Genomic DNA, 12,534 nt, shown 5'->3' on the forward strand with positions numbered 1-12,534 from the left:
CTCTCATACCTATTTTAACCAACCTAAATCGAAATATGCAGCTTTGCAAGGCTGCCCTTTTCCTGGATCAGCTCCTGCCATTTCATAATGTCGTTGGATTCATTCATCTTGTGTTCAATGCTGTCTTCCTTTACTTTGCGGACAATGTCGGTCAGTGCCTTGTCATTGTCCTCCGGCAGCGGCTTCAGTTTCAGCGTAGTGTTGAACAGTTCCGCGATCTTCTTCTGATCTTCCATGTCCACATACTGGTTCAGAATCTTTGCCGGCGTAACCTTTCCATCCTGCTCATATTCCTGAAACAGCAGTAAAGCAACACCGTGGTAAATCGGCTCAATAAAGTCATCCGGCCCGATGATGCCCCGGAGCTTCTCAAACAGCACAGGCTCATTGACCAGCCATGTGAGCAGAAGCTTCTGCGGCTCCAGTTTCTTTTCTTCTTTTTTGAATTCAGCCGGCTTCCGTTCCGGCTCTTTCGGCTTTTCCCGGACATATCCGCTGGTGCCGTAGTATTCAACAAGATCCTTCAGTTCCTTTACTCCCATGAAATATTCCCGGGATACAGCCTCGCAGTAATTACTGCGCTCCAGCGGCTCTCTTATGGAAGACAAGAGCTTGGCCGCCTCGTGCTGAAACTTTGTCTTTTCCTCCGGATCGTCCTGATTGTACTTTTCTGCCGCTACAGAAACCTGAAACATAAAACTGCTCCGGGCTTTTTGGATACGCTTCGTAAGCTCTTCGCTTCCCAGCCCCTTGATAAACTCATCCGGATCTTTATATGGATTTAAGTCAAGAACCCGAACGGTAAGTCCGGCACCCTTTAAGATCGGTATCGCCCTGAGAATGGCCCTCTGTCCGGCTTCATCGCTGTCAAAGGAGAGTATGGCTTCATCGGTATAGCGTTTCAGCAGCATCCCATGCCCTTCCGTAAATGCGGTTCCCAGCGCCGCCACCGCATTGGTGAAACCAGCCTGGTGCATGGTGATAACATCCATATATCCTTCGCATAGAATCATAAACTTTTCTCTTGAACTCCGTGCAAAATTCAGTCCGTAAAGATTCCGGCTTTTATCGAAGAGCTTCGTCTCTCTGGAGTTCAGATATTTGGGGCTTCCATCGCCCATGACCCGTCCCCCGAAGCCGATGACCCGGCTGTTGACATCCTGGATCGGGAACATGACCCGGTTCCAGAACTTATCGCTGCCGCCTCTGGCCTCGTCAATGGAGACCAATGCAGAATCTTTTAAGTCTTCGTCTGAAAATCCTTTGCTCTTTAAAAAGCGGTAGAGGTCATCCTGGTAAATATCCGCATACCCAAGGCCGAACTTCTTTATCGTCTCCTCAGTAATGCCCCGCTTTTTCAGATATGCAAGCCCTTTTTCCCCTCTTTTGCTGTGCAGGAGAATATAAAAGTAATTGGCCGCCATCTTATTCATCTCTTTTAGTTTCGCTTTGGCATCTGCCTGCTGCTTTGCCTCTGTACTGAGTTCCTCTTCGGGAAGCTCCATCCCGGCCCGTTCCGCCAGGTAGCGCACGGCTTCCGGAAATGTGAAGTTTTCATATTCCATAATGAAAGTAAAAACGTTGCCGCCTGCCCCGCATCCAAAACAGTAATACATCTGCTTGTCCCTGCTGACAGAAAACGACGGTGATTTCTCATTATGGAAAGGACAAAGGCCAAAATAAGAGCTGCCTTTCCGCTTCAGTGGTACATATGAAGAGATTAGATCCACGATGTCATTGCGGCTTCTGACCTCTTCAATAATGTCATCTCCGTATAACAACAGCCTGTCCTCCTATCTGTGTGATAAATGTCCTCTATATATATTATTCTACATAAATTGATTCATTCCTTTTTATTTTTCTCACTTTTCAAGCCAGAACTTCGGAATAAAGATTTCCTTGTATGTCTCAATAGCAAAATGGTCCGTCATTCCTGCAATATAATCGCAAACTGCCTGCTCTCTGGACTCTGTGACACCGATCCTCTCTCTGGAATAAACAGGAAGCAGGTCCGTATGCAGCAGATAATATTCAAAAAGCGGCTCTATAATATGGTGCACCTTTTTTTCCTCTTTTTTTGTCTGAGGATTAAAATATACATGGTCAAACATAAATCTCCTGAGACCAAACATCGCTGTATGCACTTCCTCAGACATAAGAATATCGTCTTTGTCCTCGCTGTGCTTTACAATATCGCAGATGATATTGTTGATGCGCTCTCTCACGGTGTGCCCGAGCACATCTGTATACTCTGCCGGAAGATCGGACTCTTTCATAACTCCCGCACGTATAGAGTCATCAATGTCATGGTTAATATAGGCGATCTTGTCGGCCAGACGCACGATCTTTCCCTCCAGAGTGGCAGAAACACTGTGTGTGGAATGATTTTTCATCCCCTCACGGACTTCCCAGGTAAGGTTCAGCCCCTGTCCGTTCTTTTCCAGGCATTCCACTACCCTGACACTCTGCAGATTATGGCGGAACCCTTCCGGGTTCAGTTCATTCAAAGCCCTTTCACCTGCATGGCCGAACGGTGTGTGCCCCAAATCATGGCCCAGGGCAATGGCCTCGGTGAGCAGTTCATTTAAATTCAGCGCTCTCGCTATGGTCCTGGCATTTTGAGACACTTCCAGGGTATGGGTGAGCCTGGTCCGGTAATGGTCCCCTTTCGGTGATAAAAACACCTGGGTTTTATCTTTTAAACGCCGAAAAGCCTTGCAGTGGACGATCCGGTCCCTGTCTCTCTGGAAACAGGTCCGAAGCTCGCACTCCACCTCAGGCTTTTCTCTTCCTCTTGTCTGGCTGCTCAGCGTCGCATACGGGCTTAACAGCTCCTGTTCTGTCTGTTCCTGCTTTTCTCTGATGTTCATTGCCCCACCTCTTCCTGCACATATGGGCGGCCGGAAAATCCTGCCTATTTCTGGGTAATGTCTGTCTCAACCACAGAGATCGCATCCAGCGACATCTTCATGATCTCTTTTACTTCCTCCTCAGTCATGGAAAGCTCATCGGCAAGTTCCTTTGCAGTCGCTTCCCTTCCTAAATCCTTTGCCAGATATCTGGCTGCCTCATCAAGACGGTTCGCTTTTACTGCCATCTGCTCTCCCATGGAATCTGCATTTGTCTGTTCTGAAACGGCTGCCTTAATTGCTGCCTCGGCAGACGCCTTCAGAAATTCTTCCGCTTTCCGGGGATCTTTTTCATCTAATTCATAAACAGCCTCTATAAGTCCCATGTTGCCTTCCTGGACCAGATCCCCAAGCAAAACACCGCGTCCTGTATACTTTTTGGCAGTTAAAGACACATCAGTGAGCAGACTCTCAATCAGTTCGTTTCTTACATCCTCCCCGCTGACGAGCCGGACAATCAAATCCCTGACGGTCTCCGGGTCAGATTCTCCCCTTTCTGCCAGTTCCTCCTCATAAAACCGGATAACCCCCGGCTCTGTCTCTTCTTCTGGCTGCTCCTTCTTGGGAATGCGGTCATAACCTTCCACACGGACTCCCGCTTCCACAAAATAATCACAGAGCATTGCTTCAATCTCATCCGTTATGTCCATTCCTTCAAAGTATGATAAAATATCTTTCTTGCGGATTTTATCGCCCCCGGCCTTTGCCACCTCCAGAAGCTCCTGCATTCCCTTTAAAAATAATTCTTTATCCATGTAATTCTCCTATTTCAAAAACATAAAATATCCGATGACCAGGATACCAAGTATAATCCGGTAAACACCGAATGCTTTAAAGTCATGCCGCTTTACATATCCCATCAAAAACTTAATTGCAATGATGGATACCAGAAAAGAAACAATCATTCCTACCGCCAGTACAATCAGCTCAGTTCCGGTAAATGCAAAGCCAAATTTTACGATCTTTAAAAGGCTTGCGCCGAACATAACCGGTATTCCAAGGAAGAAAGAAAACTCTGCCGCCACTGTCCTGGAGCATCCGATCAGGATTCCCCCGACGATCGTAGCTCCGGAACGGGAGGTTCCGGGGATCAGTGCCAGTACCTGAAACACACCTATAACAAAGGCCATCCGGTATGTAAGCCCTTTCAGAGAATTCATCTCTCTTCTGTGTCTTCTCTCGTTATGGTTTTCAATGACAATAAATAAAATACCGTAGATAATCAGTGTTGCCGCAACCACTACAGGATTAAAAAACCGGTCATGAATAGCATCATCAAATAAAATGCCGATGACAGCCGCCGGCAGGACTGCAATGATTACTTTATACCAGAGAACCATAGTCTCATGCTTCTGCGCCCTGTTTTTCTTCGGTGAGAGCGGGTTCAGTTTGTGAAAATAAAGCACAACCACCGCCATAATGGCACCCAGCTGAATCACCACGTCAAACATCTCCTTAAATGCTCCTGAGACGTTTAAGTTTATGAACTCATCCACTAAGATCAAATGCCCTGTGCTGCTGATTGGGAGCCATTCCGTAATACCCTCCACAATTCCGAGAATGACGGTTTTTAAGATTAATATAAGATCCATGTCCTGTTCCTTTCAAAATAATATTTGAAAAGGGTGACTAGAAAAAATCCTATTCACCCTTCCTTCTTTCTCTATTCTTCATCTTCTCCGTCCTGAAGAATCTTTACTTTGCCGCTTCTTATCTCCTCTACTGCTGTAGAAAGAGGCTTCTGTTCATCCGCATCTTCACTGAGGGGCATATCTCCTCCAATCAGCTGCCTTGCTCTTTTAGCGCTGGCAATAACCAGTGAATAGCGGCTGGTGATGATATTCTTGTCTTCATCATCTCCGTTGATGACCTGCATTAATTCTGAATATGATGGGTGTAGCATAAATATGATTCCTCCTATAGGGTTTTTAAACCTTCCATTGTCTCTTTTACTAATTCCATGTTGTGCCTGCGCTCACATGCCTGTGCGGTGACAACCGCATGCACCTGATCCACACATACTTCCAGATCGTCATTGACGATAATATAATCATACTGGCACATATCCTCAGACTCTTCTACAGCTCTTAAAAGTCTCTTATGGATGACTTCCTCTGACTCCGTCCCTCTTCCGATCAGGCGGTTCTTAATCTCCTGGGCAGTAGGTGCCGTAATGAACACCAGAAGAGCATCTTCGTACTGTTCTCTGATGGCAAAAGCTCCCTGTACTTCGATCTCCAGGATCACATTGTGCCCTGCATCCAGTTCTTCTTCTACAAACTTCCGCGGGGTGCCGTAAAAATTTTCAACGTATCTAGCATATTCTATAAATCCATTGTAGTCAATCAGGTTTCGGAAATCTTCTTCGGACTTAAAAAAATAATCTCTGCCGTCCACTTCCCCTTCTCTGGGCTTTCTCGTTGTTGCGGAGACGGATAAGCTGTAGCCGTATTTCTCCACCAGGCGTTTTGCCACTGTGCCTTTTCCAACGCCGGAAAATCCGGATAAGATGACCAATGCACCTTTTTTCATTGTTTTTCCTCCTTACTCAATGTTCTGAACCTGTTCTCTGACCTTTTCCACATTTGTCTTAAGCTCAATGGCGTGATTGGAAAGTTCCACGTCACTGGACTTGGACAAGATCGTGTTGGCCTCCCGGTTCATCTCCTGGGCAAGGAAATCCAGTTTTCTTCCGACACTGTCTTTCTCGTAAAGTTCTTCCTGCATCGCTTTGATATGGCTCTTAAAACGGACAATCTCCTCATCCACGGATATCTTATCTGCATATAAGGTTACTTCTGCGGCAATCCGGCTCTCATCCATAGCCGCATTTTCTAAAAATTCCTTAACCTTATCCTCCAGCTTTGTGCGGTACTCTTTGATAATAGACGGAGAACGCTCTGCGATAAACTCAATATCTTCTTCCATCTGTGCAAGCTTTCCTTCCATGTCCTCCAGAAGCCTTTTCCCTTCCACAGTCCTGGATTCCACGAACTTCTCCCCTGCTTCTTTAACAGCCGCCTCAATCAGACTCCACCACTGGCTCTCATCGAACACCTCTTCCGTCAAAGACAGGACCTCGGGGAACTGGGACAGCCGCTCTGCCGTGATTGACACAGGAATACCAAACTCTTCTTCCATCTGATGAAAAGCATCCATGTATTCTTTTGCCATGGCGCGGTTATAGTGGAGACCTACGCTGGTCTCGGATAAATCTTCATATGATATGGACAGATCGACCTTCCCCCTGTTTGCAAACTGCTTGAACAGGCTGCGGACATCCGCCTCAAACATAGTAAACTTTTTTGGAATCTTTAATGATATATCACAGTATCTGTGATTGACTGATTTCACCTCAACGGTGATCGTCTGATGGTTGTCATTGGATACGACGCTGCGTCCAAATCCTGTCATGCTTCTAATCATTGGTCTATCTTCTTTCTGTGAATTCATTTGCCGGACGTAACGGCTGTTTCAATGTTTTATTATACGAAAAACCGGCCGCCAAGTCAACGCCTTGCGGCCAATAGTTTATTGAGGCATTCCAGATAATGCAGAACCATTCCCTTCTTCATCGGGACAAAAAAGCCTGCATCCAGTTCTCCAAATTTAAAGTGCTTCGGTCCTCCGCCTTTTTGGCGGTTCCAGTACTTCATTGTCTCTTCAAAAGACAGGAAGTAGCATGCCTGCCTGTGCGTAAAATAAATCAGAAGAAAACTGATGCCGCCCTGCTTTTCAAACCTCTCCATAAATTCTATTTGATGCTCATGAATATTATGTAAAGGAAATACGTCATTTCCGCATTCCTTGGCGTCAAAACAAATCGGATATCCCTGGACGGCTCCGATATAATCGACCGTACTTTTCTGGTCAAAGTACGCCAGGGTGATCTGCCTGCTGGCCTTATCAAACCTGACCGGCTTTATGGAGGTCGGTATTTTCTGGACCAGCGCCAGCCCCTGCTCTTTATACTTTTCATTGGTGTGGTTGATCAGTTCCTCCAGAACCGATCCCCTCAGTCCTTTTAAATTCCAGGTTCCCATACTGCACTCCCAAACAATTCCTCTGCCGCCTTTACAAACAATTCCGGCATCTGTGCGGTGACTGTCCTTCCGGACAGTTCCCTGCATCTTTTCATCCCCTCCGGAAATACAAGACAGCCGCAGTGCAGAAGCTGGTGCTTCACACCAAACTTCTTTTTCATCCAAAGATTCACTTCCCTGTCCCCGTACTTGGTATCCCCAGCCAGAGGATACCCCATTTCTGACAAATGGACACGGATCTGATGGGTCTTTCCGGTAATCAGCTCAACTTTTAAAAGGGTAAAGCCACGGCCGCAGGCCACCGGCTCATATGCAGTTTCAATAAAACTCCCTTCCCCTTCTTTCTTATCAGAAAAGGAAACTTTATTTTCCCTGCGGTCTTTGCTGATATATCCTGACCTCCGGCATCTGTCTTTGACCGTCCCTTTTACAATACAATAGTAATACTTTTTAACTGTGCGCTCCTTCAGCATTTCTGCCATAGTCTGAAGCCCTTCCAGAGATATTCCCGCGATCAGCAGTCCTGTTGTGTTTCTGTCCAGTCGGTTGCAGACTGACGGACGGAACAGCTCCAGATCAGACTCCTTTAAAATCCCATGCTCCAGGCAGTAAGGGACGATCAGTTCATTGACCGACACATCCGACGGCTTTGACTTCTGTGACAGCATGCCATACGGCTTATTAATAATCAGCACATTGGAATCCTGATAGGCCACTGACAGATCAGCTTTTTTCCGCTCGGTTTTCGGCTCCTCCCGAAAAGATGCAATGGTTGCATCCGCAAGGTAAATGCATACTACATCACCGGATTTCAGCTTTTCACTTCCGGAAGCTTTTTTCCCGTTCAGCTTGATGTTTTTTTTCCGGAGCATTTTATAAAGAAAGCTCTTGGGAGCCTTGTTCAAAAACTTTGCAAGAAGTTTGTCAAGGCGCTGTTCTTCTTCTCTTTCTGAAATCCTGATTTCTTTCATGTGTTTTCCCTCTAATGAATCAGCCTGACGATCAGGCTGCTTGGAAGCAGCTTGCAGAGCACTCTCACAGCCTTCATAGATATTCCGTAAACAGAGACTGCTCTGCCTTTTTTCACATCTTTGAGGGCTTTTTTCACAACCTTTTCCGGCTTTGCCATTACAAGCTTTTTGTATAGTTTCATTTCGTTTTTTTGATAGGCTGTATCAAAAAATTCTGTGTTTACCGGTCCCGGACACACGGCCGTCACAAAAATTTTTCTCTTCTTCAATTCCTGTCTCAAAGCCAAACTGTAATTCAGTACATAAGATTTTGTAGCTGCATACACTGCAAATCCCGGCTGAGGCGCAAAGGCCGCTGAGGATGCCACCTGAATAATGCGGGCCTTCCTCGGCATGTACGGCAGCACAGCTCTGGTGATCCTCGTAAGTGCCATACAGTTCACCTTCAGCATCTGGTCCAGCAGTTCCTCATCCTGCCGGTCAAACATTCCGGCCAGTCCAAGTCCTGAACAGTTTGCCAGCACATAAACTTTTGGCTTTTCCTTGGCCAGAATACTTTTCATTCTTTGGATACTTTCTTTTTTTGAAAGATCCAGCGGAATCGGCCGGATCACAATATTGGATACCAGCACTCCCAGTTCTAAAAGGCGGTCCGCTCTCCTGGCCACTACCCAGATTTCATCTAAAAATCCATGGCTTTTTGCTGTCTGCAGAACGAACTGTCTTCCAAGTCCTGAGGAAGCTCCTGTAATAATCGCAACTTTCTTCATGTTATCACCTCTCGTATCGCTTAAACTGATTGATAGGTTCCATTTATGATATCAAAGTAAGTGTCAATATAGTAATCAGCCAGTTCCCTCTTCTTGTCCGTCACTGCCTGGGAATAAGAATCCCTCACAGCACAGGTCGTCATATTGGCGTTATTTCCTGCCATAATGCCATATGGAATGTCTTCAAAAACTAAAATATGTTCCGGAGCCACTGAAAGCTTCTCAGCAGTTTTTAAGTAAACATCGGGAGCCGGTTTTCCTTTCGGCACTTCATTGGAAGTACAGATATACTGAAAATATTCTCCGATGCCGTGAGCCTTCAGACATGCTTTTGTCAGTTCTCTGGAATTGCTGGTCGCAATGCCGAGCGGCAGACCTTTTTCTTTCAAAATATCCAGAAACTCTTTTGCTCCTTCTTTCAAAGGAATCTCATTCATGTACATTTCATATGCCATGCGGTTCCATGTATCTTTAATCTCCTCTGTTGTCAGGGGCAGCGTGAAATGGCTTTTAAAGTACTCCGCCGTTTCATTGAAGCTGAACCCTTCCAGCGCATCATTCAGCCCTTCCGGAACCTGAAATCCATACTGTCCTAAAAACCGTTCATCGATCTCTTTCCAAATCCACATGGAATCTACCAGGGTTCCGTCCAAATCAAAAATAACTGCTTTTTTATCCTTCAGCATTGGTTCTCCTTTAAACATCTGATCTCTTCCTCTGTAAGTTCCCTGAACTGCCCGGGCGAAAGTTCCGGGTCCAGAACAAGCGGGCCCATAGCCAAACGCTTCAGTTCAAGTACCTGGCTTCCCACTGCCTCAAACATCCGCTTAATCTGATGGAACCTTCCTTCTGTGATAAATACCTCAGCAGACGAAACCTCTCCTGATTTAATGATTTCAAGCTTTGCGGGCTTTAAAGGCTTTTCGTCTCCGATATCCATCCCCGCTTCAAAAGCCTGCTGCTGCGCTCTTCCGATTTCCCCTGTTACAGTGACAGAGTATCGTTTCGTGACATGATGTTTGGGCGACAGCAGACAGTGGCCCAGTTCTCCGTCATTTGTAATCAGAAGGAGTCCTTCTGTGTCTTTATCCAGTCTTCCCACTGGAAACATACCCTTTTTATGGATTCCTGGAATCAGGTCCATAACAGTTTCTTCTCTGGAATCCTTCGTTGCGGTGACCACGCCCTTAGGTTTGTTCATCATCAGGTACTCATACTCCCGGAACATAAGCTCTTTTCCGTCAAGTGTGACCTTATCCTGCCCCGGCACTACTTTAAATTCCGGCTTTTTCACAATTTCTTCTGCCGCCAGAACCTTTCCCTGCCGGATCAGTTTTTTTGCTTCACTTCTTGTACAGCCTGAAACCTCACATAAAAACTTGTCCAAACGCATTGCCTTCATCACATCCATCTCCATGACGGTGCATATTTGTTTTTTAACCGTCCTTTGGAAAGTTTCCCCCATCCGAGAGGATATCCCAAAACAGTGACAAGATACATACCGTCTTCCTTTTCATCTGAAAGAATTGTTTCACATTTCAGATACTTCATAAGCCGCTCATCGGAGAGACTTAAATCCAGTGTTCTTGCATATCCGTCTCCGGATAGTGCCATTGCCAGCACCTGGCTTGGCTCAAATCTTCTTTTTTTCATCTCTCCCAGCAGAAGGCCGTGCCTCAGTACTCTCAGCCCACTCAAATCGGGCAGATCCTCCGGCGTGAGAATCAGTCTTCCTTTGTGCTCTTTTATGCGTTTCCTGTCCATTCTGATTGTGCATTCAGAGAGAAATTCCTCCGCCTCCGGGGAAATCTTTGCACAGGGAGATTTCTGAGTTTTTCCTGCCGGCGCTGATTCCCCTTCCTTTTTCAGAAGTGCAAGAAAATGGCCCTCTCCCTTAATCTTATGCGGCCAGAGTCTGATACACTTCTTAACATCCGAACGGCCTGACAAAGTCCATTCCGGATGCCCCCTGTCAAACCCTTCTGCCTCTGGCATGTCTGCCAGAGAAAGCTCCGGCACCTGTTCCAGCAGATACTCGATCAGCTGCTCGTCCTCTTCCGGTGAAAAGGTACAGGTGGAATACAAGAGACAGCCTCCCGGCTTCAGCATCTTAACTGCATCCAGAATGATTTCTCTCTGGATATTTACATAGGGTTCAATCCCGTATTCCGCCCAATTCCTGATCTCACTGCTGCCCTTCCTAAACATTCCTTCCCCTGAACACGGGGCGTCCACTAATACTTTATCAAAATATTCATAGAATGCCGGCACCAGATTTTTCGGTTCCTCACTTACGATCACACTGTTGCTGATCCCGAACATCTCCAAGTTTTTAAGCAGAGCTTTTGTTCTTGTAATGCTGATATCATTGGATACAAGAATCCCTTCCCCCTGCAGTCTCGCTCCAAGTTCCGTAGATTTGCCTCCCGGAGCTGCACAGAGGTCCAGAACCTTATCTCCCGGCTTCACCGGCAGAAACGCCGCAGGTGCCATAGCACTCGGCTCCTGGATGTAGTAAAGCCCCGCATGATAAAACGGATGCTTTGCCGGCTGTTCTTTTGCTTCCACAAAAAAGCCATTTTTTGTCCATGGCACCGGCTCTGTCTTAAAAGGTGCTATTTTTTGAAATTCCTCTGCCGAAATCTTAGAGGTGTTTACACGGATGCCGTTCTGCTTTGGTCTTTGAAGGCATGCCTCATAATCGCTGTATTCTTCTCCCAGAAGAGACTTCATCTTCTCAACGAATAACTGTGGTAGTTCCATAATTTCTCCTATGACAGGCTCTGCGCGCGGTAGCCTTCCGCAATGATATCCAGCTGCTTGTTGAAATGGATCAGCTGTTCCATATCCCCTGTCTCATATATTTTGTAAAACTCATCCTGTATCTTAATCACTTCCTGTTTATTGGCAACTTTATATAAATTCTGCATCGTTGACAGAATCTCTGAAACAATATTTGCCTTTTTCCGGAAAGAATTCTGCGCATCCATGATCTCATCTCTGACAATGGACATCTCTTTATCCAGCACCACAATAGCATCTGCCGCATTCATCAGCTTATCTGTGATATGCTCCGGAATGTTCTCCTTATACTTATACTGAAGGGAATGCTCTACCGTGGCCCAGAAATTCATAGCCAGGGTACGGATCTGTATCTCTGCCTGAATCCTTTTCTTGCCGTAGATCGTATCCACGTCATAATAAATAATAACGTGATAACTCCGGTATCCGCTGTCTTTTGCCTTTGTGATATAGTCCTTTTTCGTTTTGATCTCCATATCCGAGCGCTGCTCAATGATCTCAACCACCCGGTCAATATCCTCCACGAACTGACAAATGACCCGAATGCCTGCAATGTCCTCCAGATCTGTCTCTATTTCATTTATGTTTATTTTCTTTCTCTGCATCTTATCAAGAATGCTGGAAATACTCTTTACTCTGCCGTCCACCTGTTCAATCGGTGAATAACGGCCTGCAGTCCTATACTCATTCATGATGTGTACGAACTTCAGCTTTAATTCTTCCACAGCTAAGTCGTAAGGGCAAAGGATCTCTCTCCACATCTGTAATTCCATTGCCAACACCTCCCTTAATCTATATTAATATATTATACCATACCTTGCCGTGCGAAGCACGCTCATCCGAAGGATTTATAATGCGGGATGCCCTGCGGCCGCCAAAAGATCTGAAACACCACCTTTTGTTTGGAGGTCCCTCATCTAAGAGGGCTGTTCGTTTTTCTCCCTTGCCTGGAGAAGGCCTTTCCAGAGCCGACGGAAGGCAAGGGAGAAAAACACCCCCAACAAACAAAAAAAGCAGGAAAGCCCTACTTTTTTCTCAG

Annotated in this window: 14 protein-coding genes; all 14 read right to left on the minus strand. The window is 46.0% G+C overall.

Going from position 1 to position 12,534, the window contains the following annotated elements; translation table 11 throughout:
* Nucleotides 1-23: 23 nt before the first annotated feature.
* The 14 genes from dnaG to KH180_RS08255 all read right to left on the minus strand — a co-directional run bounded on the left by dnaG (nucleotide 24) and on the right by KH180_RS08255 (nucleotide 12,268).
* On the minus strand, nucleotides 24-1,781 hold the full coding sequence (gene dnaG, locus KH180_RS08190; RefSeq protein WP_290759002.1) for a DNA primase: 1,758 nt from the start codon (nucleotides 1,779-1,781) through the stop codon (nucleotides 24-26).
* Nucleotides 1,782-1,862: 81 nt separating this feature from the next.
* On the minus strand, nucleotides 1,863-2,870 hold the full coding sequence (locus tag KH180_RS08195; protein ID WP_290759005.1) for a deoxyguanosinetriphosphate triphosphohydrolase: 1,008 nt from the start codon (nucleotides 2,868-2,870) through the stop codon (nucleotides 1,863-1,865).
* A gap of 44 nt (nucleotides 2,871-2,914) precedes the next feature.
* Nucleotides 2,915-3,664 carry a sigma-70 domain-containing protein gene (locus KH180_RS08200; protein WP_290759007.1) on the minus strand — a complete coding sequence of 250 codons (750 nt, stop codon included), beginning with the start codon at nucleotides 3,662-3,664 and terminating at the stop codon, nucleotides 2,915-2,917.
* A gap of 9 nt (nucleotides 3,665-3,673) precedes the next feature.
* On the minus strand, nucleotides 3,674-4,501 hold the full coding sequence (locus KH180_RS08205; protein WP_290759013.1) for an undecaprenyl-diphosphate phosphatase: 828 nt from the start codon (nucleotides 4,499-4,501) through the stop codon (nucleotides 3,674-3,676).
* A 71-nt stretch (nucleotides 4,502-4,572) separates the two neighbouring features.
* A complete protein-coding gene (gene rpoZ / locus KH180_RS08210; protein ID WP_290759016.1) occupies nucleotides 4,573-4,812 on the minus strand; it encodes a DNA-directed RNA polymerase subunit omega in 240 nt (79 codons plus the stop codon).
* A 14-nt stretch (nucleotides 4,813-4,826) separates the two neighbouring features.
* Nucleotides 4,827-5,441: a guanylate kinase gene (gene gmk, locus KH180_RS08215; protein WP_290759019.1), complete on the minus strand. Its 615-nt coding sequence runs from the start codon at nucleotides 5,439-5,441 to the stop codon at nucleotides 4,827-4,829.
* Nucleotides 5,442-5,453: 12 nt separating this feature from the next.
* Nucleotides 5,454-6,335 (minus strand): YicC/YloC family endoribonuclease, encoded by an 882-nt coding sequence (locus KH180_RS08220; RefSeq protein WP_290759022.1) that lies wholly within the window; start codon nucleotides 6,333-6,335, stop codon nucleotides 5,454-5,456.
* Between the two features lie 83 nt (nucleotides 6,336-6,418).
* Nucleotides 6,419-6,952, minus strand: coding sequence for a Holliday junction resolvase RecU (locus KH180_RS08225; RefSeq protein ID WP_290759025.1), 534 nt, complete (start codon nucleotides 6,950-6,952; stop codon nucleotides 6,419-6,421).
* Nucleotides 6,934-7,923: an RluA family pseudouridine synthase gene (locus KH180_RS08230; RefSeq protein WP_290759028.1), complete on the minus strand. Its 990-nt coding sequence runs from the start codon at nucleotides 7,921-7,923 to the stop codon at nucleotides 6,934-6,936. Before KH180_RS08230 ends, KH180_RS08225 begins: the two co-directional genes overlap by 19 nt.
* 11 nt (nucleotides 7,924-7,934) lie before the next feature.
* Nucleotides 7,935-8,693, minus strand: coding sequence for an SDR family NAD(P)-dependent oxidoreductase (locus tag KH180_RS08235; protein ID WP_290759031.1), 759 nt, complete (start codon nucleotides 8,691-8,693; stop codon nucleotides 7,935-7,937).
* A gap of 20 nt (nucleotides 8,694-8,713) precedes the next feature.
* Complete coding sequence (locus tag KH180_RS08240; protein ID WP_290759260.1) at nucleotides 8,714-9,379, minus strand: HAD family hydrolase; 666 nt, start codon at nucleotides 9,377-9,379, stop codon at nucleotides 8,714-8,716.
* The gene (locus KH180_RS08245; RefSeq protein ID WP_290759263.1) at nucleotides 9,373-10,095 is read right to left on the minus strand and encodes a pseudouridine synthase; all 723 of its coding nucleotides are present in this window, start codon (nucleotides 10,093-10,095) and stop codon (nucleotides 9,373-9,375) included. The genes KH180_RS08240 and KH180_RS08245 overlap by 7 nt, the downstream gene beginning before the upstream one ends.
* Entirely contained in the window at nucleotides 10,095-11,456 is a 1,362-nt protein-coding gene (locus KH180_RS08250; protein ID WP_290759033.1) for an RsmF rRNA methyltransferase first C-terminal domain-containing protein, read from the minus strand. The genes KH180_RS08245 and KH180_RS08250 overlap by 1 nt, the downstream gene beginning before the upstream one ends.
* 8 nt (nucleotides 11,457-11,464) lie before the next feature.
* On the minus strand, nucleotides 11,465-12,268 hold the full coding sequence (locus KH180_RS08255) for a GTP pyrophosphokinase (RefSeq protein WP_290759035.1): 804 nt from the start codon (nucleotides 12,266-12,268) through the stop codon (nucleotides 11,465-11,467).
* Nucleotides 12,269-12,534: the final 266 nt, after the last annotated feature.

The organism is Anaerostipes sp. (genome assembly GCF_018381315.1).
GTDB lineage: Bacteria > Bacillota > Clostridia > Lachnospirales > Lachnospiraceae > Anaerostipes.